We start from the raw sequence: 26,124 nt of genomic DNA, 5'->3' as shown, positions 1-26,124 counted from the left end.
CAGTCCCCACCGACATGACCCGAGCCACTTTGCCCATGAGTTCACTGCTGTCGACGATCGCGTCGCCAAAGGATGTGCGCCGCCTCACGCGCGCGCAACTGCCCCCGCTGGCCAACGAACTGCGCAGCTTTCTCCTCGAAAGCGTGGCCCGGACCGGCGGCCACCTCAGCTCCAACCTGGGCACGGTCGAACTCACCCTGGCGCTGCACTACGTCTTCGACACGCCGGATGACCGCCTGGTGTGGGACGTGGGGCATCAGACCTACCCGCACAAAATCCTCACGGGCCGGCGCGACCGCATGGGCACGCTGCGGCAATTCGGCGGCATCAGCGGTTTCCCGCGCCGCGACGAGAGTGAATACGACACCTTCGGCACCGCGCATTCGTCCACCAGCATCTCGGCCGCGCTCGGCATGGCGCTGGCGGCCAAGATCAAAGGCGAGAAGCGCAAGGCCGTGGCGATCATCGGCGACGGTGCCATGACCGCCGGCATGGCCTTCGAGGCCCTGAACAACGCGGGGATTGCCGACGGGCGGCTGCTCGTCGTGCTCAACGACAACGACATGTCGATCTCTCCGCCGGTGGGCGCGCTCAACCGCTATCTGGCCCAGCTCATGAGTGGCCAGTTCTATGCGGCCGCCAAGAATGTGGGCAAGCAGGTGCTCAAGGGTGCGCCGCCTTTGTTCGAACTGGCCAAACGGCTCGAAGAACATGCCAAGGGCATGGTGGTGCCCGCCACGCTGTTCGAGAAGTTCGGTTTCAACTACATCGGCCCGATCGACGGGCACGACCTCGACTCCCTCATCCCCACGCTGGAGAACATCCGCCACCTGCTCGACACCGACAGCGGACCACAGTTTCTGCACGTGGTCACCAAGAAGGGGCAGGGTTACAAACTGGCGGAAGCCGATCCTGTGGCCTACCATGGTCCGGGCACCTTCGATCCCGCCGTGGGCCTGACCAAACCCGCCACACCGGCCAAGACCACCTTCACGCAGGTGTTCGGCAAATGGCTGTGCGACATGGCTGCGGCGGACCCGCGCCTGGTCGGCATCACCCCGGCGATGCGCGAGGGTTCGGGCATGGTCGAGTTCGAGCGCCGTTTCCCCGCAAGGTACTTCGACGTCGGCATCGCCGAGCAACACGCCGTCACCTTCGCCGCCGGCCTGGCTTGCGAAGGCCTCAAGCCGGTGGTGGCGATCTACTCCACCTTCCTGCAGCGCGGCTACGACCAGTTCATCCACGACGTGGCCCTGCAAAACTTGCCGGTGGTGTTTGCGCTCGATCGCGCGGGCCTGGTGGGCGCCGATGGCGCGACCCACGCCGGTGCCTACGACATCGCGTATTTGCGCTGTATCCCCAACATGGCGGTGGCCTGCCCGGCCGATGAGGCCGAGTGCCGGCAGTTGCTCAGCACCGCGTTCGAACAGAACCACCCCGTGGCGGTGCGCTACCCGCGGGGCGCTGGCGCAGGGGTTGCGCAACAGGAAGGCCTTGCCGGCCTGCCTTATGGTCGCGGAGAACTTCGCCGCAAAGGGCGTGGCGTGGCGATCCTGGCATTCGGCACCTTGCTCCACCCCGCGCTGGCGGCTGGCGAGAAGCTCGGTGCCAGCGTGGCCAACATGCGCTGGGCCAAGCCACTGGATGTCGATCTGTTGCGCGAACTGGCACAGAGCCACGAAGCGCTCGTCACCGTGGAGGAGGGGTGCGTGCAAGGCGGCGCCGGCTCAGCCGTGCTGGAGTCGTTGCAGGCCCTGGGGCTTGTGCTGCCTGTGCTGCAACTGGGGCTGCCCGATGCATTCATTGAACACGGGGACCCTGGCAAGCTGCTGGCACTGCAAGGGCTCGACGCCACTGGCATCGAGGCCTCGATTCGCACCCGTTTCGAGTCGCTGCTGCAAGCGCCAGCGAACCTCAAGGTCGTGGGCTGAGGGCCTCTGGCCGGGCCACCGGCCATCAGAAACCTTGCAAGACGCTGAACATCTCCCTGCATGGGCGGTGTTTCAAGGGAAAACCCCCGACTGTGGTCAGAGGGCAATTTCTACAATGACTTCGGACTGAACAAGTCTCCAGCCCGGTTCGCCGGGCCGGGTGTATTCCATTCAAACCACGGAGTCAAACAATATGGATCGTCGTTCAATGATCAAGCATGCCGGCATTGCCGGTGTGCTGGCCGCTGGTGCCGCACCCGCGGTGCATGCCCAGGCCGCCATCCGCTGGCGACTGGCCTCGAGCTTTCCCAAGGCACTCGACACCATCTACGGCGCTGCCGAGGTGTTTTCGAAGAAGGTGGGCGAAATGTCGGGGGGCAAGTTCTCGATCTCCGTCCATCCTGGTGGCGAACTGATGCCCGCCTTCGGCGTGGTTGATGGGGTGCAGGAAGGTACCGTGGAGTGCGCTCACACTGCGCCCTACTACTTCTTCGGCAAGGACGATACCTTCGCGCTGGATTGCGCGATCCCCTTCGGGCTCAACAGCCACCAGATGACGGCGTGGATGTACGAAGGCAACGGCATGAAGCTGTTCCGCGAGTTCTACGAGGGCTACAACATCGTGAACTTCCCCATGGGCAATACGGGCGCCCAGATGGGCGGCTGGTACCGCAAGGAAATCAAGACGCTGGCCGACATCAAGGGCCTGAAGATGCGCATTGGCGGTTTTGCCGGCAAGGTGCTCACCACCATGGGCGGCGTGCCGCAGAACATTCCTGGCGGTGAAATCTACCAGGCGCTGGAAAAAGGCACCATCGACGCCACCGAGTGGGTGGGCCCCTACGATGACCAGAAGCTCGGCTTCAACAAGGTCGCCAAGAACTACTACTACCCAGGCTGGTGGGAAGGCGGCCCGCAGCTCTCGCTGTACGTCAACAACAAGGCCTACAACTCGCTGTCTGCAGAGAACAAGGCCATCGTGGAATGTGCTGCGGCCATTGCACACACCACCATGCAGGCCAAGTACGACGCCCTGAACCCCGCTGCGCTCAAGCAGCTCGTGGCCGCGGGCACCAAGGTGCTGGCCTTCCCAAGGTCCGTGATGGACGCCGCCTTCAAGAACTCCATGGCGCTCTACGCGGACAACAGTGCCAAGAACCCGAAGTGGAAGAAGATCTACGCCGACTACTCGGCCTTCCGCAAGGACCAGAACCTGTGGTTCCGCTTCACCGAAGCGCAGTTCGACCGCTACATGCAAGCGGCCAAGCTGTAACCGGCGCCTGTACCGAGCAAGAAGCCCCGCCATGGCGGGGTTTTTTGCTCCGATTGACCTTGTCAACGAGCCTTCCCGAGGCACTCGTGCATGTCAGCTGTCTATCAGTTCAGGAGCTGGCTCTCCGCTAGACTTGCCTGCTGCCTTCGAGACCACCGTTCACACGGGGAATCCCATGTCGTTCCTGCTAAAAATCTCCCGCCTCATCGACGCATTCAGCGAGCTCATCGGCAAGCTGGTGATGTGGTTCATTCTGGCTACCACCCTGATCAGCGCCGGCAATGCCATCGTGCGCAAGCTCTTTGACAGCAGTTCCAACGCGCTGCTCGAGATCCAGTGGTACCTGTTTGCCGCCGTGTTCATGATCGGCAGTGGCTACGCGTTCCTGCGCAACGCCCACGTGCGCATCGACTTCATTTCGGCCAGGTTCGGCGCACGCGGCCGCAACTGGGTGGATATCTTCGGCATCGTGGTCTTCCTGTTCCCACTTTGCTACATGATGGCCACGCTCGGTTGGCCACTTTTCGAACGGGCCTGGAGCACGGGCGAAATGTCCTCCAACTCGGGCGGGCTGATCCGCTGGCCGGTCTACGGCCTGATCCCCCTGGGGTTCACCATCCTGTTCATTCAGGGTGTCAGTGAACTGATCAAGCGCATCGCATTCCTCGCCGGCCACGGGCCCGACGCGCTGGCCCACGATGAGTCCACCGAAGAAGAGAAGCTGGCCCAGCAATTGCTGGATGAAGCCCAGGCACGACTCAAGGGAGCGCAGTGATCATGATGGAGTTCATTGCTGCCAATTTTGTCCCGATGATGTTCGCGGGCCTGCTGGTTTTCCTGTTGTCCGGTTTTCCGGTGGCGTTCTCGCTGGCGGCAACCGGCCTGTTCTTCGGTTTCATCGGCATGGAGGCCGGGCTGTTCCCCTCCAACCTGTTCCAGGCCTTGCCCCTGCGCGTGTTCGGCATCATGCAGAACGACACGTTGCTGGCCATTCCCTTCTTCACCTTGATGGGCATCATCCTGGAGCGAAGCCGCATGGCCGAGGATTTGCTGTCCACTGTGGCGCAGGTGTTCGGGCCGGTGCGTGGTGGCCTGGCCGTGGCGGTGATCCTGGTCGGTGCGCTGCTGGCCGCCACCACGGGCGTGGTCGCGGCCGCCGTGATCTCCATGGGCCTGATTTCGCTGCCCATCATGCTGCGCTATGGCTACAACCGCACCATCGCCACGGGCACCATCACAGCGTCCGGTACGCTGGCGCAGGCGCTTCCACCTTCGCTGGTGCTGATCGTGCTGGCCGACCAGCTCGGCCGCTCGGTGGGCGACATGTACGCAGGAGCCCTGGTTCCTGGCCTGATGCTGGTCGGCGTCTACCTGCTTTTTGTGGTGGGCGTCGCGATTGTCAAGCCGAAGTGGGTCCCGGCGCTGCCCATTGAGGCCCGTGTCTACAACGAGCCCAATGGTTCCAGTGGCCACCGGTCGCTCCTGGTATTGCTGGCTTTGTGCGCGGGGGTCAGTTACGGCTGGTCGCAAGTCCACGAGTCGGTCATCAATCCGCTGATCGGGCGCGAGTTCAGTCCTGCGGCCGATGAGGTGGTCATTCTGTCCATCACGGTGGGCTCGGTGCTGGCGTTGGCGCTGGCCTTGCTGAACCGGTTGTTCCGCCTTGGGTTGCTTTCGCGCCTGGCCGAGCAGGTCACCTTTGTGCTGATCCCTCCGCTGGTGCTGATCTTCCTGGTGCTGGGCACCATCTTTCTGGGCGTTGCCACGCCCACCGAAGGCGGCGCCATGGGGGCGCTGGGTGCGCTGATCATGGCCAGTGCGCGGCGCGCGCTCACGTTCAGCCTGCTCAGGCAGGCGCTGGAGAGCACCACCAAGCTGGCCATCTTCGTGATGTTCATCCTCATTGGCTCCACGGTGTTCAGCTTCACCTTCAATGCGGCCGATGGACACATCTGGGTTGAGCACCTGTTCGACAAACTGCCGGGCGGCCAGATGGGCTTCCTGATCTTCGTGAACCTGCTGGTGTTCGTGCTGGGCATGTTCATCGACTTCTTCGAGATCGCGTTCATCGTCGTGCCGCTGCTCGCGCCCGTGGCGGCCAAGATGGACATCGACCTGATCTGGTTCGGCGTCATACTGGCCATGAACCTGCAGACCTCTTTCCTCACGCCCCCTTTTGGATTTGCGCTGTTCTATTTGCGCAGCGTCGCCGCCCGCAGCGACTACAACGATGTGGTGACCAAGGAACGCATCCCTGCGGTGACCACGACCCAGATCTACAAGGGGTCGATTGCCTTCATCGTCCTGCAGCTCATCATGCTGGCCGTGGTGGTGTTGAACCCCACGCTTGTCACCGGCAGCCTCGGGCCGAAAATCGTGGTGGACGACGCCGCGGTGACCGACATGTTGCGCGACATGCCGGGCCTGGAAGAAGAGGCTGCCCAGGAGGAAGAGGAAGCGCCGGCAGAAGAGGGCGCCGACATGCCCGAGCCTGCGGCTGAAGAACCTGCCGAAGAAGCTGAGGACGATCCGGCCAAGGCGTTGCAGGACAGTCTGAAGAAGCCTTGAAGAGCCAAAGAGATCGCCCTCGGGGCGGGAGTAGACGAATGCAGATCGACGTGAAAGTGCTGGACCCTCGCATCGCGAACCAGCTTCCCGCCTATGCCACCGAAGGCAGCGCCGGCCTGGACCTGCGGGCCTGTCTGGACGCGCCGGTCACGCTGCTGCCCAATGCGTGGCAACTCGTGCCTACCGGGCTGGCCATTCACCTCTCAGATCCTGGCTATGCGGCCATGATCCTTCCGCGCTCCGGCCTGGGCCACAAGCACGGTATTGTGCTGGGCAACCTGGTGGGCCTGATCGACAGCGACTACCAGGGCCAGCTCATGGTCAGCGCCTGGAACCGCAGCGACGTGGCCTTCACCATCGAACCCATGGAGCGCATCGCGCAAATGGTCATCGTGCCCGTGGTGCAGGCGCGCTTCAACGTGGTGGACGAGTTCGCCGCAGCCAGCGAACGTGGTGCTGGCGGCTACGGGTCAACGGGCAGAGGCTGAGCCCCTGCCGATTCAGTGCAGTGTTCTCGGGCCTGGCGGCGTAATGCCTGGGCCCTGCAGCTCGTCGGGTGCGTCCACTTCCATGCGAAAGAAGCCGGTGCCGAGGGTGCCGCGCCCGATTTCGCTTTCAGCGGCCTCGCGCACCGCATGCACCTTGAGCACGATGCGCAGCGCTATGCCTGCCAACGGGTGGTTGCCATCGAGCACGACGTGCTCGGGGTAGATGTCGCTGACGAAATACAGGCGGTCCTTGGGGGCGGCCGGGTTGCAGCCCTCAGGCAGTCCTTCAAATCCCATGCCTTCTTCGAGCTCATCGGGAAACAGGTGCCGAGGTTCCAGAAACAGCAGGCGGTCGTCGTAGTCGCCAAATCCGTCCACCGGTTCCAGGTGCAACTCGACCGTGTCGCCGGCCGAGTGGTTGAGCAGGGCCTCTTCGATCTTGGCCAGCAAGTCGTTGCCACCCACCAGAAACTCCACCGGCTCTTCGAGCACGTCGAGCTCCTCGCCGAGCGTGTCCTTGAGGGTCCAGGTCAGTGCGACCACGCATTGTTGGTTGATTTTCATCCGACAATTGTCCCATGACCCAAGCCTTCGAAACCAGCCAGCCCGACGTCCCTAGCACCTTGCTCGGAGGGCTCTCGCCGGCGCAGTTCATGCGGCGCCACTGGCAGAAGAAGCCCTTGTTGATCCGGGCGGCGGTGCCCGGCTTCCAGCCCTTGCTCACGCGACAGCAACTGTTTGAAATGGCGACGGATGAGGCAGTGGAGTCGCGCCTGATCGTGCGCCAGGGCGCGGGTTGGACGCTGCGCCAGGGCCCGCTCGGCCGCAGCAGCCTGCCGCCATTGAAGCAAGCGGGCTGGACGATGCTCGTGCAGGGCGTTGACCAGCACGTCGACGCCGCGCATGAACTCCTGCAACGGTTTCGGTTTGTGCCCGATGCCCGGCTGGACGATCTCATGATCTCCTGGGCCAGCGACGGCGGCGGCGTGGGGCCGCACTTTGACAGCTACGACGTTTTCCTGCTGCAGGCCACTGGGAAGCGGCACTGGCGCATCGGCCGGCAGACCGACTTTTCGCTGCAACCCGACGTGCCGCTGAAGGTCCTGAGCCATTTCGAACCCGAGGAAGAGCACCTGCTGGGTCCCGGTGACATGCTCTATCTACCCCCGCGATGGGCGCACGACGGCGTCGCGGTAGGGGGCGACTGCACCACTTACTCCATTGGGTTTCGTGCGCCGCAACGCGGTGGCCTGGCCGGCGAGCTGCTGCAGCGCATGGCCGACGAACTGCAGGACGACACGCTCTACCGTGACCCCCGCCAGCCTGCCACCACGAACCCGGCGGCCATGCCGACCGCGTTGCACGATTTCGCGCTCGATGCCTTGCAGCGCCTGCTCGCCGACCGGCGTTCGCTGGCTTGCGCGCTCGGCGAAGTCATGACCGAACCCAAGCCGCGCATCTGGTTCGACGAAGCCTCCGGTTCCTGGACGCCGGGTGCCTTGCGGCTGGACCGGCGCACGCGCATGATGTACGACGAACACCATGTGTTCATCAACGGTGAGAGTTTTCGCGCGGGAGGCGCCGACGCCCGCCTCATGCGAAAACTGGCCGACCGGCGCGTTCTGGCTGATCGTGAGGTGAAGCAAGCCAGCGAAGACGCGCGAGCGCTGCTGCAAGACTGGTTCGAGGCCGGCTGGCTGCGTCAGGCGTTCACCCGATGATCTGGGAAGGAGTTGCACTTGAACCCTGCTGATGCACCGCCACCGCCGTGGGATCTGCCTGCGCTGCCCGAAGGTCGCCTGCAAGGGCACGCCCTGTTTGTCGACCTGGTGCGCCAGGCGCTGGCGACCGCTGCCGCCGAGGGCTGGTCACGCATGGTGCTGTGCGACGTGGATTTTGCCGATTGGCCGCTGGGTGAGCGCGACGTGGTGGCCTCCCTGCACGCCTGGTCGGCGCGGGGCCGCACCCTCCAGCTGATCGCGCGCGATTTCCGCGATCTGCGCGAGCGCCACCCCCGCTTCGTTCACTGGCGCGTGACCTGGTCGCACCTGGTCGAAGCCCATGCCTGCACACACGGCGCACCGGGCGATCTGCCCAGCGCACTGTGGTCGCCTGGGTGGACGATGGAGCGGCTCGATCCTGCGCGTGGCACGCTGGTGGCGAGCCACGACGCTGCGCGTCGCGTCGCGCTCAGCGAGCAGTTGAACCTCTGGTGGCAGAAGGGCACGCCGGCGTTTCCGGCCTCCACCCTCGGCCTCTGAGGGCTTACTTGAGGTCGTCGGCCAGCAGTTTCGCGATGCGCTGCGCGCTGGCCGAACCATCGGGATTGCCCTGGCCATCGAGCACTGCGACCGTGGTCTTGTTGTCGGCACTGCGCACCACCACGCGGTAGCGCGCCGCACTGGCTTCGGGCGTCGAGGCGCCGAGCATGCGACTGAAGAATCCGGGCTTGGCACCGGTCACGGGTTCGACGTAGCGCACGAAGTACGTGCCCTTGCTGCGGTCGCGGTCTTCCACCGTGAATCCGGTGCGGTCCAGGGAGAGACCCACACGGCGCCAGGCGCGGTCAAAGTTATCGTCAAACTGCACCACGGGTGCGTTGTCCACCATCGTGACGCGGGCGGCCGCTTGAGCCGGTGCGGTGGCCGTGACGGCCTTGGCCTGCGCTTCGCTCACGCCGAGCTTGATCATCATGCGGCGCAGGAACTCGGTTTCCAGTTCGACATCGGCGGGGCGAGGTTGCCATACGGTCTGGTCTTTTTCCTTGGTCGAATAGACCTCGACCATGCCGCGATGGCTGATGTAGATCTCCGTGCCGCCTGCGGCGTTGCGCTCCAGTCGGGTGCGGAACTTGTCGCGCTCGCCGGTGGAGTACAGGCTGTCGAAGAGCTTGCCGATGGTGGAGCGGACGATGTCCTGCGGCAGCTTGGCACGGTTCTCGGCCCAGTCGGTTTCCATGATGCCCAGGGATTCCTGATCAAGCTCGAGCAGGAACCCGTTTTCCTGCCAGAAGTCGCGCACCGGACTCCAGAGCTTGTCGGCCGGCCGGTCGACCACCAGCCAACGCTGCGTGCCCGCTCGCTCGATGCGCACGTCGCCCACATTCACGGTGGCGGTGCCTGTGCCGGCTGCGGCAGGCTGGGCGGTCTGGTAGCCGCTGGCGGTCACCACCGAGCCCGGCACGTTGTAGCGTGAGTCGCGGCTGAGCTGCGTCAGGTCCGGAGGCACGTCCAGCGTGCTGCCACGAGCGGCACTCTTGTAGTCGATCTTGTCTTCCTGGAAGACGGAGCAACCCGAGACCACCAGCGCCACCGCCGCCAGCGCACCCAGTCGGGCAGGCAGACGGGAGGCGGAGCGTGACAGGCTCATCCGGGTGAAATGGGTCGTGATCGGGGTGCGGATGGACATGGAGGGACTTGGGTAGGACGGGTGGAGTTCGAAGGCGGGGCGGGGCAGGCTTCAGGACAGCAGGCCACTGTCTTTCAGGGCACCTTCGACCAGAGGCACGAGGTGGCGCGACATCGGCGTCATGGGCAGTCGCAGGGTTTCCTGACACAGGCCCAGACGCGCCATGGCCCACTTGAGCGGGATGGGGTTGGCTTCAACGAACAGGTGCTTGTGCACCGGCAGCAGGCGAAGCTGGATCTCCATCGCTCGCTTCACGTTGCCCGCGATCGCAGCGGCGCACAGCTCGTGCATGAGGCGCGGTGCGATGTTGGCGGTGACGCTCACATTGCCCTGACCGCCGCAGAGCATGAGCGCCACGGCGGTGGGATCGTCGCCGGAGTACACGGCGAAACCCTTGGGCACCTCGCGGATGAGCCACTGCGCGCGCTCGATGTTGCCGGTGGCCTCCTTGATGCCCACGATGCCGGGAACCTGCGCCAGCCGCAGCACGGTTTCGTGGTGCATGTCGCCCACGGTGCGGCCGGGCACGTTGTAGAGCACGGTGGGCAGGTCGCCCACGGCTTCGGCAATGGCCTTGAAGTGCTGGTACTGGCCTTCCTGCGTGGGCTTGTTGTAGTAGGGCACCACCTGCAACTGGCAGTCTGCGCCCACGCTGCGGGCGAAGCGCGCGAGTTCGATGGCCTCGGCGGTGGAGTTGGCGCCGCAGCCGGCCATGATGGGCACGCGCTTCTCGCCGTGCGTGCGCGCCTGTTCCACCGAGACGCGGATGATCTCGCAGTGTTCTTCCACCGTGACGGTGGGCGATTCGCCCGTGGTGCCCACCACGCCGATGCAGTCGGTGCCTTCGGTGATGTGCCAGTCGATCAGTTTGCGCAAGGTGGCGTAGTCCACGCTGCCGTCTTCCTGCATGGGCGTGACCAGGGCGACGATGCTGCCGGTGATGGGTGTCATGTTTGTGGTCCGATGGAAGGCGCCGGGTTCGCCCTCTTTTGCAGGGCGCGCCCGGCGCGCGAATCACGCATTCTACCCAGTGGCATCCAGCGGATACCTTGGGGGGAGGACGGGGTCAACCGGGCGTTTTCGCACAGCGGCGATGCGCTGCACGAATCGCTCGGGGCGGTCACAGAAGCCATCCTCGAAAGCCACCACCCTCAGGTCCCGGGAGGCGCTCAGAAGTTCAGCGGGTTGCAGCAGAAAGTCCGGTCGCGACGGCTTTCCCACGCTCTCATTGCCTTGGGCAAAGGTTTCATAGATCAGCACGCCGGCCTCGGCCACACTGGCCACGATCACTGGTAGAAGAGGGCGCCAGAGGTAGTTCGTCACGACAACGGCGTCAAACTGCTGGCCGTCGAACGGCCACGGCCCGTTCTCGATGTCGGCCAGCACCGCCCGTCCGATGCCTGCCAGCGAGTCGATGGCTTCGGGTGAGCGGTCCACGCCGGTGACCACATGACCACGTTGGGCAAACCAGCGCAGGTGGCGCCCGTGGCCGCAGGCCACGTCCAGCACACTGCCCCGGGCCGGCACCAGGTGGCTCCAGCGCCGCACCCAGGCCGATGGCGCCTCGGTGCCGTGCATCAGAAACAGCTCCAGATCTGGTCGGCGAGGCTGACGAGAAAGTCGGGCCGCTGGTAGAGCGCCAGCGTGCCCAGAAGGCCGGCGACAACGCTGGCCCAGATCAGCGCGCGCAGGGCCAGCGGTTTCACGCCGCGGCTCCCACGCCCTGGGCCGTGCGCACGATCGGCGACTCGCGCACCGGCAGGTTGATCAGGCCGGCAAAGACGCCCAGCCCGATCGAGAGGTACCACACGATGTCGTAGCTGCCGGTGCGGTCGTACAGCACGCCGCCGAGCCACACGCCCAGGAAGCTGCCAATCTGGTGGCTGAAGAACACGAAGCCGCTGAGCATGGACATGTGGGCCACCCCAAAGATCTGGGCGACCACGGCGTTGGTGGGCGGAATGGTCGACAGCCACAGAAGCCCCATGACAGAGGCAAACACGTACACGCTCATGGGCGAGAGCGGTACCAGCAGGAATACCGAGATGGCGGCCGCCCGGGCGAAGTAGATGAACGCGAGGATGTGACGCTTGGCCAGGCGCTGGCCCAGTGCGCCCGCCGCGTAGGTACCCACCACGTTGAACAGGCCGATCAGGGCGAGCGCGTAGCTGGCCACCTCCGGCGAGAGTCCGTTGTCTTTCAGGTAGCTGGGCATGTGGACGCCAATGAACACCACCTGGAAGCCACAGACGAAGTAACCCGCCATGAGCAACTGAAAGCTGCGGTACTGGAAGGCCTCGCGCAGCGCCTGCGCGATGCTCTGTTCGCGCCTGGGCGTCTGGCTGCCGCCGAAACCCGGTTCGCGCAGACCCAGCGCGAGCGGAACAATCAGCAGCACCACCGCGCCGAGGAACAGCAAGGCCTGTTGCCAGCCCGCGCTGCCGATGAGCCAGCCCTCCAGCGGCACCATGAGGAACTGGCCGAACGAGCCCGCGGCGGCGGCCACACCCATGGCCCAGGAGCGCTTCTCGGCCGGAATCTGCCGGCCGATCACGCCATAGATGACGGCGTAGGTGGTGCCTGCCTGCGCGGCACCGATCAGCACGCCGGTGGTGAGAGCGAAGGAAAGCGGGCTGGTGCTCAAGGCCATGCCGGCCATGCCCAGGCCATACAGCACCGCACCGCCGGACAGCACGCGGAAGGCGCCAAAGCGGTCGGCCGCCATGCCTGCGAAGATGCCGAACAGGCCCCATGAGAGGTTCTGGATCGCCAGCGCGAAGGAAAACGTCTCGCGCGACCAGCCCTGCGCCTGTGTAATGGGTTGCAGCCAGAGGCCAAAGCCGTGGCGAATGCCCATGGACAGCGTGACGATCAGGGCGCCGCAAGCCAGGACTTGCAGGGTGGACAGGCGCACGGCCTGCGGGGCGGGTGAGGGAAGCGTGGAAGACATCCGGGAACTGTAGCGAAGAAGCGGCCGGCCTGCCTGGCGCGCCATTGACTTCGGATGTCGGGATTGATGAGCCGGACGCATGGATCGCTTGCCGCCATGAAAATCTGTATTTGCATACAGTGCTTTCGAGCGAGCGCGCATACAATCCGCCCCCATGGCGACCCAAACCCCTCTCGAATATTCAGAAGGCTCGATCCGTGTCCTCAAGGGACTGGAGCCGGTCAAGCAGCGCCCGGGCATGTACACCCGGACCGACAACCCGCTGCACATCATCCAGGAAGTGCTCGACAACGCGGCCGACGAGGCCCTGGCCGGACACGGCAAGAAGATCAAGGTCACGCTCCACACCGATCACTCGGTGAGCGTGGAAGACGATGGCCGGGGCATTCCATTTGGCCTGCACCCCGAAGAAAAGGCCCCGGTGGTCGAACTCGTGTTCACCCGGCTGCATGCTGGCGGCAAGTTCGACAAGGGCAAAGGCGGTGCCTACAGCTTTTCAGGCGGTCTGCACGGCGTGGGCGTGAGCGTGACCAATGCGCTCTCGACTCGTCTGGAGGTCGTCAGTCACCGCGAAGGCCAGGTGGCGAAGCTGGCGTTTTCCGCCGGTGACGTGATCGAGCCGCTGGTGCTGAGCCCCAGGGGCGAAGGGGATCGCAAACAGGGCACCACGGTGCGCGCCTGGCCAGACGCGAAGTACTTTGAATCCGCCGCGCTGCCCATGGCCGAACTCACGCACCTGCTGCGCAGCAAGGCGGTGCTGATGCCCGGCGTGACGGTGACGCTGGTGAACGAAAAGACAAAGGACTCGCAGACCTGGCTCTACAAGGGTGGCCTTCGTGACTACCTGCAGCAGACGCTCACCGGTGATCCGGTGATCCCGCTCTTTGAAGGCGAGGGCTTTGCCGACAGTGGCCACGACAGCTTCGCCGAAGGCGAGGGCGCCGCCTGGTGCGTCGCCTTCACCGAAGACGGCCAGCCGGTTCGAGAAAGCTATGTGAACCTGATCCCCACCAGCGCCGGCGGCACGCACGAGAGCGGGCTGCGCGATGGTCTGTTCCAGGCCGTCAAGGGCTTCATCGAATTGCACGCCCTCCTGCCCAAGGGCGTGAAGCTGCTGCCTGAAGACGTGTTCGCGCGCGCCAGCTATGTGCTCAGTGCCAAGGTGCTAGACCCTCAGTTCCAGGGCCAGATCAAGGAACGCCTGAACTCGCGCGACGCGGTGCGACTGGTCGGCAGCTTCGTGCGACCCGCGCTCGAACTCTGGCTCAACCAGCACGTGGACTACGGCAGGAAGCTCGCCGAACTCGCCATCAAGGCCGCGCAGACGCGGCAGAAGGCAGGGCAGAAGGTCGAGAAGCGCAAAGGCTCTGGCGTGGCCGTGCTGCCCGGCAAGCTCACCGACTGCGAGAGCAAGGACCTGGCGCACAACGAGGTGTTTCTGGTCGAGGGCGATTCGGCCGGTGGCAGCGCCAAGATGGGCCGCGACAAGGAATGCCAGGCCGTTCTGCCCCTGCGCGGCAAGGTGCTCAACACCTGGGAGGTCGAGCGCGACCGTCTGTTCGCCAACACCGAAATCCACGACATTGCGGTGGCCATCGGCGTCGATCCGCACGGCCCCGGCGACACGCCCGACCTGAGTGGCCTGCGCTACGGCAAGGTCTGCATCCTGAGCGATGCCGACGTCGACGGCTCGCACATCCAGGTGCTGTTGCTCACGCTGTTCTTCCGCCATTTCCCCAAGCTCATCGAGGCGGGCCATGTGTTCGTGGCGCGCCCGCCACTGTTCCGCGTTGACATTCCCGCGCGTGGCAAGAAGCCTGCCGCCAAACAGTACGCGCTGGACGAAGGCGAGCTGCATGCCATTCTTGACAAATGCGCCAAGGACGGCGTGCCGCAAGACAAGTGCCAGATCAGCCGCTTCAAGGGACTGGGCGAGATGAGCGCCGAGCAGTTGTGGGACACCACCCTCAACCCCGACACCCGCCGCCTCATGCCCGTGGTGCTGGGTGCCATCGACTTTGCCGGCACCGAGGCCCTCATCACCAAGCTCATGGGCAAGGGCGAAGCCGCCTCGCGCCGCGAGCTGATGGAGTTGCATGGCGACTCCGTCGAGATTGATATCTGAGTTTGAACATTCATGTCCGACCTGAACACCACTGAATTGCCGCTGTCCGAGCCAGACGACGGCCTGAATCTCGCGAACTACGCGCAGCGTGCCTACCTCGAATACGCGCTGTCGGTGGTGAAAGGCCGAGCGCTGCCCGACGTGTGCGACGGCCAGAAGCCGGTGCAGCGTCGCATCCTCTACAGCATGGACCGCATGGGGCTGGGGTTCTCCGGCCCCAACAACAACACGGCGGCGCGACCGGTGAAAAGCGCGCGCGTGGTGGGCGACGTGCTGGGTCGCTTCCATCCCCATGGCGACCAGGCGGCCTACGACGCGCTGGTGCGCATGGCGCAGGACTTCGCGCAGCGATACCCGCTGATCGACGGCCAGGGCAATTTCGGCAGTCGCGATGGCGATGGTGCCGCCGCCATGCGCTACACCGAGGCGAGATTGGCGAAGATCACCACTTTGCTGCTCGACGAAATCGACGAAGGCACGGTGGACTTCGTGCCCAACTACGACGGCTCCACCGTCGAACCCAGGCAGTTGCCGGCGCGCCTGCCATTCAATCTGCTCAACGGCGCCTCCGGCATCGCCGTGGGCCTGGCCACTGAAATTCCCAGCCACAACCTGCGCGAGGTGGCCGATGCCTGCGTGGCGCTGATCAAGGCGCCGAAGCTCACCGACGAAGAGCTCTTCGCGCTGTTGCCCGGGCCGGACTATCCTGGTGGCGGCCAGATCATCAGCCCGGCCGGCGACATCGCCGATGCCTACCGCACCGGACGTGGCAGCCTCAAGGTGCGCGCGCGCTGGAAGATCGAAGACCTCGCGCGCGGCCAGTGGCAACTGGTGGTGACCGAGCTGCCGCCGGGCGTGAGCACCCAGCGTGTGCTTGAAGAGATCGAAGAACTCACCAACCCGAAGGTGAAGGCGGGCAAGAAAGCGCTCACGCAGGAGCAGACGCAGCTCAAAGCCAGCATCCTCATGGTGCTCGACGGCGTGCGCGACGAGTCCAGCAAAGACGCACCCGTGCGGCTGCTCTTCGAGCCCAAGAGCAGCCGCATCGAGCAGCAGGAACTCATCACCGCGCTGCTGGCCCACACCAGCCTGGAAACGTCGGCACCGATCAACCTCACCATGGTGGGCCTGGACGGCCGGCCCACGCAGAAGTCGCTGCGGCAGATGTTCACCGAGTGGATCGAGTTCCGTCAGAACACCATCACGCGACGTTCTCAGCACCGGCTGACCAAGGTGCTGGACCGCATCCACATCCTCGAGGGCCGCCAGCTCGTGCTGCTCAACATCGACGAGGTGATCGCGATCATCCGCCAGAGCGACGATCCCAAGGCCGCGCTCATCGAGCGCTTCAGGCTCAGCGACCGCCAGGCCGAGGACATCCTCGAAATCCGCCTGCGCCAGCTGGCGCGGCTGGAGGCCATCAAGATCGAGCAGGAGCTCAAGTCGCTCAAGGAAGAACAAGGCAAGCTGGAAGACATTCTGGCCAATCCCGGCAGCCTCAGGCGCCTCATGGTCAGAGAGATCGAAGCGGATGCCAAGACCTTTGCCGACGAACGCCGCACGCTGATCCAGGCCGAGAAGAAGGCGGTCGCCGAAATCAAGGTGGTGGACGAACCGGTGACGGTGGTCATTTCCAGCAAGGGCTGGGTGCGCGCGCGCACCGGCCACGGCCACGAGGCCGGCAGCTTCGCCTTCAAGGCTGGCGACGGCCTGTACGGCACCTTCGAATGCCGCACGGTCGACACGCTCATCACCTTTGGCAGCAATGGGCGCGTGTACTCGGTGCCGGTGGCCAGCCTGCCCGGTGCGCGTGGCGACGGCCAGCCCATCACCACGTTGATCGACCTGGAAGGCGGCACGCAACCGTTGCACTACTTCGCAGGTCCGGCCAGTGCCGCGCTGCTGCTCAGCAACAGCGCGGGTTACGGATTCCTGGCCACTGTGGAGAACATGGTGTCTCGCCAGCGCGGCGGCAAGACCTTTCTCAACCTTGGCGAAGGGGAAACACCTTGTGCGCCGTCGCACGCTGCGTTCACCTCGGGCACTCAGCCGCTGGTGCCGGCCACGCATGTGTGCTGCGCCTCCACAGGCGGGCGCATCCTGACCTTCGAGATCGGCGAACTCAAGTTCATGGAAAAGGGCGGGCGAGGCCTCATGCTGCTCGACCTGGAACCCAGGGACACGCTGGCGGGCGCGGCCGCCTACACGCGCAGCGTGAAGATCGAAGGCATCGGCCGCGGTGGCAAGGAGCGCGAAGAAACGCTGGAGATCCGCAGCCTGAACAACGCGCGCGCCGCGCGGGCCCGCAAGGGGAAAGCGGCTGATCTCGGCTTCAAGCCGAACCGGATCACGCGGGTGGAATAAGCCCATGGCGCGTTCGCCCACGCTGGCCGAGCTGCGCCGTTACGCCATTGCGCGCAGCCTGTTCAAACCGGTCACGTTACCGGCCGCCATTCGCCGCCTGGGTTTCGTGCAGGCCGACCCGATGCGCGCACCCGCCCGTGCACAGGACCTCATTCTTTTTCAACGCGTGCGCGGGTACAGAGCGGGCGATCTGGAGCGCCGCTACGAACGCCTTGGCATCGAGGAAGATGCCTTTGTCAACTACGGTTTCATCCCGCGTGAGATGCAGGCCCTGCTGCACCCACGCACACCGCGCAACACCTGGGATTCCGCCACGGTGCGTCGCGCACGGGAGGTGCTGGACTTCGTGCAGGAACGCGGCGAGGTGCACCCGCGCGAAGTGGGAGAAGCTTTTGTTCACCACGGGCGCGTGGCCGGTTACTGGGGTGGCGAGCTCAACGCCAGCACCCGCCTGCTCGAACACATGCACCACCATGGCTGGCTGCGCGTGTGCCGTCGTGAAGCTGGCACCCGGGTGTACCAGGCGATGAGTCACCCGACCCAGGATGAAAGCCCACAGGCCCGCAGGGCGCGCGCGGAGGCGCTGGTTGACGCCATCGTGGCCCTGTACGCGCCGCTCCCTTCTCCCAGCCTGGGGTATCTGGTGACGCTGCTGCGGCACGGCGCCCCCCAGCTTTCAGCGGAAACCCGTGCGGTGGTGAAGGCCGCCCGCGAACGCTACGGCCACACGGTGGTCGACGGCACCACCTGGTTCTGGCCTGCAGGCGAGAGCCCGGTTTCGCGCCGCCACCAACCCGGCGAGGGCGTGCGCCTGCTCGCTCCTTTCGACCCTGTGGTGTGGGACCGGCGGCGCTTCGAGATGCTCTGGAACTGGGCCTACCGCTTTGAGGCCTATGTGCCGGCCCCGAAGCGTACGATGGGCCACTACGCCTTGCCCGTGCTCTGGGGCGAAACGATGGTGGGTTGGGCCAACCTGCGAATGGAGCGCGGGCGCCTGAAGTACCAGCTGGGCTTTGCAGGCACACGACCGATAGGCACAGCCTTTCAGCGCGCACTCGATGAAGAACTGGCCCGCTTCGAGGTCTTCCTCACGCCGGAGAACTGAACATGGAAAACGGTGAATGGATCGGCTTGGTGGTCGCGGCGGTCGTGGCGGCCGTGTCGTTTGGTGTGGCGCGCTTTGCCGTGCGCCACTTTGCGCGTCGAAGCGCGGCCAAAGCGCAGGTGGCAGAACAGGCCACCCAAAGCCGCCAGGTGCGGCGCGCAAGCGAGCGCCGCAAGAAGTAGACGGCTAAGCCAGCTCTGCGATCAGCTCGATCTCGACACAGGCGCCCATGGGCAACTGCGCCACGCCGAACGCACTGCGCGCGTGGGCACCCGCTGGGCCAAACACCTGACCAATGAGTTCGCTGCAGCCGTTGGTGACCAGGTGCTGCTCCGTGTAGGTGGCGGTGGAGTTGACCAGGCTGAGCACCTTGACGACGCGTTTGACGTCGTCCAGTGTCTTGCCCGCTGCGAGGCACGCTGCCGACAGCGTGCCCATGAGGTCGATGGCCACGGCTCGCGCGGCTGCCTTGCCTTCGTCGGTGGTCATGGTCAGGCCGAGCTGGCCGACCCAGGCCTTGCCGTCTTTCCTGGCGATGTGGCCGCTGAGGAAGATCAGGTTGCCGGACTGCACGAAAGGCACATAGGCGGCTGCGGGCACGGAGACGGGTGGCAGTGTGATGCCGAGGTTTTTGAGCTGATCGTGAACGGACATGGGGGACTCCTGAGAAATGAGCGGGTGATTCTATCGGCGCGGTGGCCGACATACCCCCAGGCAAGGGCGGTGGTCCTGGGTCAGTCGGGCGTGACCGACGCGAGCTCGGCCAGCTCGTCGGGCGGCGCCACGGTCACCGCCACCGACAGTGTGTGGCGCGCGCCGCTCTGGATGACGCCGCGCATCGGAGAGACATCGCCGAAGTCACGCCCGGTGGCCAGTGTCACGTAGTCCTCGCCCGGACTGCCCCAGCCGCAGCGGTTGTTGGTGGGGTCGAAATCGAACCACGCGCCTGCACCGGCGGCGCCGTCTTCGCTTTTCGTGGGCAGGGGCACATAGACCGACACCCAGGCGTGCGATGCGTCCGCGCCGATCAGGCGGGGTTGGCCGGGAGGCGGGCGCGTGAGCAGGTAGCCGCTCACGTAGCGCGCCGGCAAACCGAGGGTGCGCAGGCAGCCGATCATGATGTGCGCGAAATCCTGGCACACCCCTTTGCGCTGCTCCAGCGCCTCCAGCGCCGGGGTGTTCACTTCGGTGCTGTCGGTTTCGTAGGTGAGTTCGGTGTGGATGTGTTCCATCAACGCGCGCGCGGCCTCCAGGGCGGGAAGACCCGGCTTGACCACTGGACGGGCGAAGTCGGCAAAGTGGTCGTCGCGTGTCGCGTAGGGCGAGGGAAACAGAAATTCGCTGGCTGGATCGAATGGGGCCTGCGCACGGTAGCGGAAATGCTCGCGCACCCGCTCCCAGCTCATGCCGCGCCACGGCTGGCCTTCGGGCATCGGATCGGGCGCATGCGTGCTCACCAGGGTGTCGGCTTCCACCGTCAGCACGGCGTGGTGTGCCTGCAGCGAAAAGAAGGTGCGCTGGTTGCCGAACACGTCGGTGGTGTCGCTGCGCGCGGCCGGCTCGGGGTCGATGCGCAGGTCGTGCTGCAGCACCTGCTGCGTCGGCGTGTCCACCGGTCGCAGGTGCACCATGTGCTGCGCCAGGTCGATCGCCGCGTGGTAGCGGTAGCGTGTGCGGTGGAGGATTCTCAGGAGCATGTCATGCGCCCAGGCTCTGGTTGCGCTGATCCGCGTGGCTGAAATGCAGACGCGTGATCTCATTGGAAAGGTCGATTGCCGCTGCTTCGGCTTCGTCGAGCAGCGTGGCCAGCTCGCTCCAGGTGCGCAGGCCATCGGGGCTGCGCTGCCAGTTGCTCAGGTCGGGCAGTACCCAGGTGTCGGGGTTGGGCAGGCTGCGCGCCAGCACCGCATCCTGCGGCGTGGCACTGTGGGCCAGCTTGGCCAGGCGCGATCGCAGCGTCTGCACCACCCAGGCCAGGGAGCGCGGATTGTCTCGGTCCATCACCAGCAGGTCGATCAGTGCCACCATGTCGCGCCGCTGCTGGTATTGCGCATGGAAGGTGATGGTGCTGTCGAACAGCGCGACCACCGCCTCGAATCCCGCCGCGTCGTGAACGCAGCGGTGTTCCAGGCCCAGCGCGAGCGCGCGCGAGAGCGTGATCAGCCGCTCGATGTGGCGGCCCATGGAGAGCATGCGCCAGCCGTCGTCGCGAACCATGCGGTCGGTCTGCGAGCCGGTGATGGCGGCGAGCAGTTCACTGGCGTTCTGCAGCGCTGTCATGGCTTCGGCGGTGGCGTAGTCGGCCTCGGTGGAGAGCGTGGCGCAATCCTGCGCGAACGCGGTCTCCACACGCTCGATGAGGTTCCAGTGTTCCTGCGACAGGCGCTCGCGCACCTGCGAGGCGGCCAGCTTGAGGGCCCGCAGGTTGAAGCCCACGCTCAGCGCCTGCGATTCCATCGGGGTGTCGGGCTGGGGCGAGAGTGAGGCAATCAGGCTTCGTGCGAACACGCGTGGCGACAGCGTGGCGGTGGGCACGTCGGGCAGCACCAGCGAATTCTCGCGCGCGGTGTGGGACAGCCAGGCCATGAGTGGGCGCGAGCTGGGTTCTTCGCCGCCAAGGTGATCGAGCACGATCTGCGCGAGTCGGATGCTGTTCTCCGCGCGTTCGGTATAGCGGCCCAGCCAGAACAGGTTCTCGGCAGCGCGGCTGGTCACCGGTTGCTTCTGCAGCGCCATCGACAGCGTGGACGGAGCGGCCTGCAGAAGGCTGGTGTGGTCCACCGGGCCGTTGGTGAGTACCCAGCAGTCGGCGCTGCTGCCGCCGCGCTGCATGGCCGCAATGAGTTCACCGCGCGGCGCCAGACGCACCAGGCCGCCGGGCAGCACGCACCACGACCTCGAGCCATTGGCCAACGCGAACACGCGCAGCATCGCCGAGCGCGGAATCAGCCGCTCGCCTGACCAGGTTGGCGTCTGCGACAGCGGCAGCCAGGATTGCACGGTGTAGTTGTCTGGATGGCGCGCCATGCGGCCCGACCACTCGTCAAGCTGTCGTTCGCCCAGGCTCTGGCCCATCACCGTCTCCAGCTCCGAGCGGGGGTAGGTGGGCTTGATCACGCTGTCCTTGAGCAATGGCAGCACTTCGCGCAACGCCGCATCTTCACCGCACCACCAGGTGGCCAGCGAAGGCATGCTCAGCTCCTCGCCGAGCAGGTGGCGGCTGATGGCCGGCAGAAAGCCCAGCAGCGCGCTCGATTCCAGCGGTGCAGAGCCCGGGGCGTTGGCCAGCAGCAGGTTGCCCGCGCGCAGCACCTGCAGCAGGCCGGGCACGCCCAATCGCGAGTCCGAGCGCAACTCCAGCGGGTCGAGCCACTCGTCGTCCAGGCGTTTGATGAGCGCATGCACCGGCTCCAGGCCGCCAAGTGTTTTCAGGAACAGGCGCTGGTCGCGCACCGTGAGGTCGTTGCCTTCCACGAGCGTCAGGCCGAGGTAGCGCGCCAGGTAAGCGTGTTCAAAATAGGTTTCGTTGTACGGGCCTGGCGTGAGCAGCGCGATGCGCGCGTTCTCGCCTTCAGGGGCCATTCGCTTGATGCCGTCCATGAGCGCTCGGTAGCTCGCGGCCAGCCGCTGCACCTTCATGCCGGCAAAGGCCTTGGGAAACTGCCGCGAGATCGCGATGCGGTTCTCCAGCAGGTAGCCCAGGCCCGAAGGCGCCTGCGTGCGCTGGCCCACCACCCACCACTGGCCGTCCGGCCCCTGCGCCAGATCGAAGCCGACGATGTGCAGCCAGGTGTCTCCAGGCGGGCGCACACCCTGCATGGCGCGCAGGTAGCCCGGATGGCCCTGCACGAGTGCGGCGGGTAGCAGCGCACGCCTGAGCAGTTCGCGCTCGCCATACAGGTCGGCCATCATGGCGTTGAGCAGGCGGGTGCGCTGAAGCACGCCGGTTTCAATGCGTGCCCAGTCCTGCGGATCAATGATCTTGGGGAACAGGTCCAGCGCCCACGGGCGCTCCAGGCCTCGCGCCTTGTCGGCGTACACGTTGTAGGTCACGCCGTTGTCGCGGATCTGCCGTTGCAGGTTGTCGCTGCGGCGATTCAGGTCGGCAAAGCCGTCGGTGCCGATGTGTTCGAAGAAGCTCGCCCAGGTCGGCGCGAGGGCACCGGCATCGGCCTGGTCGTTCGCCCGCAATTCGTCGCGGTGGCCAGGGTCGGCGGGCACTGCGAGCGAGCGCGCCCAGTCACCCGGCGTGTCGGGGCGCAGGCCGTCAAACAGAGATTCGGTCGGTTCGGGATTCACTGAGCCCGAGTATGCCCGTGGCGCCTTGGCAGAGCCTGTGCCGTCGGGGTCGCCTTGTTGCATCCTTCACACAGCCCGGGTTTGCCCGGGCTCAGGTGCGCAGGTCGAGCGTGCAGGGGAATTCGCGGCTGCTGAACGCCGGCTCCACCACCATGCGCCCGGGCGTGTGGCCCATCTGGAAGAAGCGCGAGAGTCGGCGGCTCTCTGCCTCGTAGGCGTTGATGGGGAAGGTGTCGTAGTTGCGCCCGCCGGGGTGGGCCACGTGGTACTGGCAGCCACCCAGTGAGCGCTGCAGCCAGGTGTCGACGATGTCGAAGGTCAGCGGCGCGTGCGCCGGAATCGAGGGGTGCAGCGCCGAGGGCGGGCTCCAGGCCTTGTAGCGCACGCCCGCCACGTACTCGGACACCGTGCCCGTGCTCATCAGCGGCAGGGCGCGTCCGTTGCAGGTGACCACGTGGCGGCTTTCGTTCAAGCCTTTCACCAGCACTTCCACGCGCTCCAGAGACGAATCCACGTACCGCACCGTGCCACCGGGCGCGCCTTCCTCGCCCATCACGTGCCAGGGTTCGAGCGCGCTTCGGATGGTGAGCTCGATGCCGCGCGCAGCCACTTCGCCCACCAGCGGGAAGCGGAATTCGAAGTGCGGCTCGAACCAGGCCATGTCGAAGCGGTAGCCGATCTGGGCCATGTCGGCGAGCACGTCCTCGAAGTCCATGCGCACGAAGGTGGGCAGCAGGTAGCGGTCGTGCAGCTCGGTGCCCCACCGCGTGAGGCGGCCGTTCCAGGGCTGCTGCCAGAAGCGCGCGATCATGGCGCGCAGCAGCAGTTGCTGCGCGATGCTCATGCGTGCGTGTGGCGGCATTTCGAAGGCGCGCAGCTCCAGCAGGCCCAGGCGGCCAGTGGGTGAATCGGGCGAGTAGAGCTTGTCGATGCAGAACTCGCTGCGGTGCGTGTTGCCCGTCACATCAATCAGCACGTTGCGCAAGGTGCGATCCACCAGCCAGGGCGGCATGTCTTCGCCGTGGGTCTCGCGGTTCTTTTCGATCTGCGCCAGCGCAATTTCCAGCTCGTACAACTGGTCGTTGCGCGCTTCGTCCACGCGCGGAGCCTGGCTGGTGGGGCCGATGAACAGGCCGCTGAACAGGTAGGACAGGGACGGGTGGTTGTGCCAGTAGGCCAGCAGGCTGCCCAGCAGCTCGGGCCGGCGCAGGAAAGGCGAGTCTGCCGGCGTGGCGCCGCCGAGCACGAAGTGGTTGCCACCGCCTGTGCCGGTGTGGCGGCCATCGGTCATGAATTTCTCGGCGCACAGCCGCGTCTGGTGTGCAGCCTCGTACAGAAACTCGGTGTGCTCGACCAGTTCACCCCAGCTGTGCGCGGGGTGGATGTTGACCTCGATCACGCCGGGGTCGGGCGTGACTTGCAGCATTTTCAGGCGCGGGTCGCGCGGCGGCGGGTAGCCTTCGAGCACGATGCGCATGCCCAGCTTCTCGGCCGTGGCCTCCACGGCGGCGAGCAGGTCCAGGTAGTCCTCCAGCTGCACCATGGGCGGCATGAACACATAGAGGTGGTGGTTCTTGCCGCCGCCAGCCTTTTCGGCTTTGGGGCCGTTGGCGCGGTGCGGGTCGCGCGCTTCCACGCACAGCGCGGTGCGCGTGAGCCAGGCGGCCGATTCCGCGCGCTGCGGGAAGCGCGAGGACAGTGCCTGTGCCGGCGCGGAGCCGGGGCCGGGCTGGCCCGGGCGCAGACCTTCCACGGTTTCACCTTCGGCGTCGTAGTCCATGCCCTGCATGGAGACCGTGCCGCCCTCGGCGAAGCCGCCGCCCACCTGGTGAGGCGACACCTGGTGTTTCACCGCTGCACCGCGTGGCAGCGGGTCGCGCGCGGAGTGCGGGTCTTGCTCGATGTGGTACGGGTAGTCGCCCGCCGATACCCAGGGCAGCGAATCCAGCGGCAGGCGGTAGCCCATGGGCGAGTCGCCCGGAATCAGGTACATGCGCTCGTCGCGGAAGAACCAGGGGCCGGTGGACCACACCGTGCCCGATATGCGGGCGTAGCTGGCCTTGCCGTTGCTGGAGAGCGCACCGCTGGGCCCCGAGGCCTGCAACGGCAACACGTAGCCCACCGTGGCGTCGAGCCCTTGCGTGAACACGCGGCGCAGGCGGGCGCGTTCCAGCTCGTCGTCGAGCTTGCTGTCGAAAGGATCCACGTTCACAGGCAGCCGGCGCTCGCGCCAGAGGTAGTACCAGGTGTCCTCGAACCCGGGGGTGATGTATTGCGTGGACAGACCGAGCTTGCGCGCGAGCGCCTGCGTGAAGCGTCGCGCGTCGTCGGCGTTGTAGTGGGCCTCGTCGCGCTCGTCGGCGAGCAGTGCGGGGTTGTGCCAGATGGTGTCGCCATCGGCACGCCAGAACATCGAAAGCGCCCAGCGCGGCAACTGTTCGCCCGGGTACCACTTGCCCTGGCCCATGTGAACGAAGCCACCCGCGCCGTACTGCTCGCGCAGCCGGCCCAGCAGTTCGGTGGCGTAGCCGCGCTTGGTGGGGCCCAGGGCGTCGGTGTTCCACTCGGCGGCGTCACGGTCACTGGTGGCCACATAGGTCGGCTCGCCGCCCATGGTCAGTCGCACGTCGTTTCGCTGCAGGTCCGCATCCACCTTTTCGCCCAGAGCCAGCACGCCGGCCCACTGGTCGTCGGTGTAGGGGCGGGTCACGCGCGGCGACTCGTAGATGCGCGTCACACCCATGTGGTGGCTGAAGGTGACTTCGCACTTGTCCACCGCGCCCTCCACCGGCGCCGCGCTCGAAGGCTGCGGCGTGCAGGCCAGCGGCACGTGGCCTTCACCGGCCAGCAGGCCCGAGGTCGGGTCCAGCCCGATCCAGCCGGCGCCGGGCAGGAACACCTCGCACCAGGCGTGGAGATCGGTGAAATCGGCTTCGGGGCCGTTCGGGCCGTCGACCGACTTCACGTCGGATGTGAGCTGGATCAGGTAGCCCGAGACGAAGCGCGCCGCCAGGCCCATGTGGCGCAGGATCTGCACCAGCAGCCAGCCGCTGTCGCGGCAGGAACCGCTCTTGATCTTCAGCGTTTCCTCGGGTGACTGCACCCCCGGCTCCATGCGGATGGTGTAGGCGATGTCGCGCTGCAGCCGCTGGTTGATGTCGACCAGGAAGTCGATGGTGCGGCGTTCGCTGCGGTCCACTTCGTCCACATACGCCTTGAGCATTGGCGTCATGGGTGTTGTGGCCAGGTAGGGCGCCAGCTCCTGCATCTGGGCGGCGTCGTAGGCGAACGGGAAATTCTCCGCTGAGGGTTCCAGGAAGAAGTCGAACGGGTTGTAGACCGCCATTTCCACCACCAGGTCGATGGTGACCTTGAACTCGGTGGTGGGCTCGGGGAACACCAGGCGGGCCTGGTAGTTGGCAAACGGGTCCTGCTGCCAGTTGATGAAATGATCGCCGGGCTCGATGCGCTGAGAATACGAGAGCACCTTGGTGCGACTGTGCGGCGCGGGCCGCAGACGAACCACCTGAGGCCCCAGTTTGACCAGGCGGTCGTACCGATAATGCGTGATGTGGCTCAGGGCAACGTGGATGGCCATGCGAAGCTTTCGACA

Annotated in this window: 21 protein-coding genes; 11 read left to right on the top strand and 10 right to left on the bottom strand. The window is 65.8% G+C overall.

What is annotated here, in order from left to right:
* The first annotated feature begins 35 nt into the window (after positions 1 to 35).
* The 5 genes from dxs to dut all read left to right on the top strand — a co-directional run bounded on the left by dxs (position 36) and on the right by dut (position 6,260).
* Positions 36 to 1,931, top strand: coding sequence for a 1-deoxy-D-xylulose-5-phosphate synthase (dxs, locus tag AB7F11_RS12150; RefSeq protein ID WP_428288788.1), 1,896 nt, complete (start codon positions 36 to 38; stop codon positions 1,929 to 1,931).
* Between the two features lie 193 nt (positions 1,932 to 2,124).
* The gene (locus AB7F11_RS12145; protein ID WP_428300007.1) at positions 2,125 to 3,204 is read left to right on the top strand and encodes a TRAP transporter substrate-binding protein; all 1,080 of its coding nucleotides are present in this window, start codon (positions 2,125 to 2,127) and stop codon (positions 3,202 to 3,204) included.
* 175 nt (positions 3,205 to 3,379) lie between these two features.
* Entirely contained in the window at positions 3,380 to 3,979 is a 600-nt protein-coding gene (locus AB7F11_RS12140; protein ID WP_428288789.1) for a TRAP transporter small permease subunit, read from the top strand.
* A gap of 5 nt (positions 3,980 to 3,984) precedes the next feature.
* On the top strand, positions 3,985 to 5,772 hold the full coding sequence (locus AB7F11_RS12135) for a TRAP transporter large permease (RefSeq protein WP_428288826.1): 1,788 nt from the start codon (positions 3,985 to 3,987) through the stop codon (positions 5,770 to 5,772).
* A 38-nt stretch (positions 5,773 to 5,810) separates the two neighbouring features.
* Positions 5,811 to 6,260 (top strand): dUTP diphosphatase, encoded by a 450-nt coding sequence (gene dut / locus AB7F11_RS12130; RefSeq protein WP_428288790.1) that lies wholly within the window; start codon positions 5,811 to 5,813, stop codon positions 6,258 to 6,260.
* A 12-nt stretch (positions 6,261 to 6,272) separates the two neighbouring features.
* Here dut and AB7F11_RS12125 read toward each other — a convergent pair whose 3' ends face one another.
* Positions 6,273 to 6,824 (bottom strand): FKBP-type peptidyl-prolyl cis-trans isomerase, encoded by a 552-nt coding sequence (locus tag AB7F11_RS12125; RefSeq protein ID WP_428288791.1) that lies wholly within the window; start codon positions 6,822 to 6,824, stop codon positions 6,273 to 6,275.
* Positions 6,825 to 6,838: 14 nt separating this feature from the next.
* Between AB7F11_RS12125 and AB7F11_RS12120 the strand changes: the two genes are divergently transcribed.
* The gene (locus AB7F11_RS12120) at positions 6,839 to 7,981 is read left to right on the top strand and encodes a JmjC domain-containing protein (protein WP_428288792.1); all 1,143 of its coding nucleotides are present in this window, start codon (positions 6,839 to 6,841) and stop codon (positions 7,979 to 7,981) included.
* A gap of 18 nt (positions 7,982 to 7,999) precedes the next feature.
* Entirely contained in the window at positions 8,000 to 8,521 is a 522-nt protein-coding gene (locus AB7F11_RS12115; protein WP_428288793.1) for a hypothetical protein, read from the top strand.
* A gap of 4 nt (positions 8,522 to 8,525) precedes the next feature.
* Here AB7F11_RS12115 and bamC read toward each other — a convergent pair whose 3' ends face one another.
* From bamC to AB7F11_RS12090, 5 genes are all read right to left on the bottom strand, one after another.
* Positions 8,526 to 9,629 carry an outer membrane protein assembly factor BamC gene (gene bamC / locus AB7F11_RS12110; protein WP_428288827.1) on the bottom strand — a complete coding sequence of 368 codons (1,104 nt, stop codon included), beginning with the start codon at positions 9,627 to 9,629 and terminating at the stop codon, positions 8,526 to 8,528.
* A gap of 90 nt (positions 9,630 to 9,719) precedes the next feature.
* The gene (dapA, locus tag AB7F11_RS12105) at positions 9,720 to 10,619 is read right to left on the bottom strand and encodes a 4-hydroxy-tetrahydrodipicolinate synthase (protein ID WP_428288794.1); all 900 of its coding nucleotides are present in this window, start codon (positions 10,617 to 10,619) and stop codon (positions 9,720 to 9,722) included.
* Between the two features lie 72 nt (positions 10,620 to 10,691).
* A complete protein-coding gene (locus AB7F11_RS12100; protein ID WP_428288795.1) occupies positions 10,692 to 11,246 on the bottom strand; it encodes a class I SAM-dependent methyltransferase in 555 nt (184 codons plus the stop codon).
* Complete coding sequence (locus tag AB7F11_RS12095) at positions 11,246 to 11,374, bottom strand: hypothetical protein (RefSeq protein WP_428288796.1); 129 nt, start codon at positions 11,372 to 11,374, stop codon at positions 11,246 to 11,248. Before AB7F11_RS12095 ends, AB7F11_RS12100 begins: the two co-directional genes overlap by 1 nt.
* A complete protein-coding gene (locus tag AB7F11_RS12090) occupies positions 11,371 to 12,618 on the bottom strand; it encodes an MFS transporter (RefSeq protein ID WP_428288797.1) in 1,248 nt (415 codons plus the stop codon). Before AB7F11_RS12090 ends, AB7F11_RS12095 begins: the two co-directional genes overlap by 4 nt.
* A gap of 154 nt (positions 12,619 to 12,772) precedes the next feature.
* Here AB7F11_RS12090 and AB7F11_RS12085 point away from each other — a divergent pair, with 154 nt between their 5' ends.
* From AB7F11_RS12085 to AB7F11_RS12070, 4 genes are read left to right on the top strand one after another with little or no spacing between them, the layout of a single operon-like run.
* Positions 12,773 to 14,743, top strand: coding sequence for a DNA topoisomerase IV subunit B (locus AB7F11_RS12085; protein ID WP_428288798.1), 1,971 nt, complete (start codon positions 12,773 to 12,775; stop codon positions 14,741 to 14,743).
* Between the two features lie 12 nt (positions 14,744 to 14,755).
* A complete protein-coding gene (parC, locus tag AB7F11_RS12080; RefSeq protein WP_428288799.1) occupies positions 14,756 to 17,107 on the top strand; it encodes a DNA topoisomerase IV subunit A in 2,352 nt (783 codons plus the stop codon).
* Positions 17,108 to 17,111: 4 nt separating this feature from the next.
* Positions 17,112 to 18,212: a DNA glycosylase AlkZ-like family protein gene (locus AB7F11_RS12075; RefSeq protein ID WP_428288800.1), complete on the top strand. Its 1,101-nt coding sequence runs from the start codon at positions 17,112 to 17,114 to the stop codon at positions 18,210 to 18,212.
* Positions 18,213 to 18,214: 2 nt separating this feature from the next.
* Positions 18,215 to 18,394 carry a hypothetical protein gene (locus tag AB7F11_RS12070; protein WP_428288801.1) on the top strand — a complete coding sequence of 60 codons (180 nt, stop codon included), beginning with the start codon at positions 18,215 to 18,217 and terminating at the stop codon, positions 18,392 to 18,394.
* Between the two features lie 4 nt (positions 18,395 to 18,398).
* On the opposite strand, the gene AB7F11_RS12065 is transcribed toward AB7F11_RS12070, so the two are convergent.
* The 4 genes from AB7F11_RS12065 to AB7F11_RS12050 form a co-directional block, all read right to left on the bottom strand.
* Positions 18,399 to 18,866: a RidA family protein gene (locus AB7F11_RS12065; RefSeq protein WP_428288802.1), complete on the bottom strand. Its 468-nt coding sequence runs from the start codon at positions 18,864 to 18,866 to the stop codon at positions 18,399 to 18,401.
* Between the two features lie 80 nt (positions 18,867 to 18,946).
* A complete protein-coding gene (locus AB7F11_RS12060; RefSeq protein ID WP_428288803.1) occupies positions 18,947 to 19,909 on the bottom strand; it encodes a transglutaminase family protein in 963 nt (320 codons plus the stop codon).
* Between the two features lies 1 nt (position 19,910).
* A complete protein-coding gene (locus AB7F11_RS12055; RefSeq protein ID WP_428288804.1) occupies positions 19,911 to 22,511 on the bottom strand; it encodes a circularly permuted type 2 ATP-grasp protein in 2,601 nt (866 codons plus the stop codon).
* 91 nt (positions 22,512 to 22,602) lie between these two features.
* Positions 22,603 to 26,109 (bottom strand): DUF2126 domain-containing protein, encoded by a 3,507-nt coding sequence (locus AB7F11_RS12050; RefSeq protein ID WP_428288805.1) that lies wholly within the window; start codon positions 26,107 to 26,109, stop codon positions 22,603 to 22,605.
* Between the last annotated feature and the right edge of the window lie 15 nt (positions 26,110 to 26,124).

The sequence above is a fragment of the Hydrogenophaga sp. genome (genome assembly GCF_050250835.1).
In the GTDB taxonomy this organism is placed as follows: domain Bacteria; phylum Pseudomonadota; class Gammaproteobacteria; order Burkholderiales; family Burkholderiaceae_C; genus Hydrogenophaga.
The sequence above is the reverse complement of the archived record's forward strand: the minus strand, read 5'-3'. Positions and strand labels throughout refer to the sequence as shown.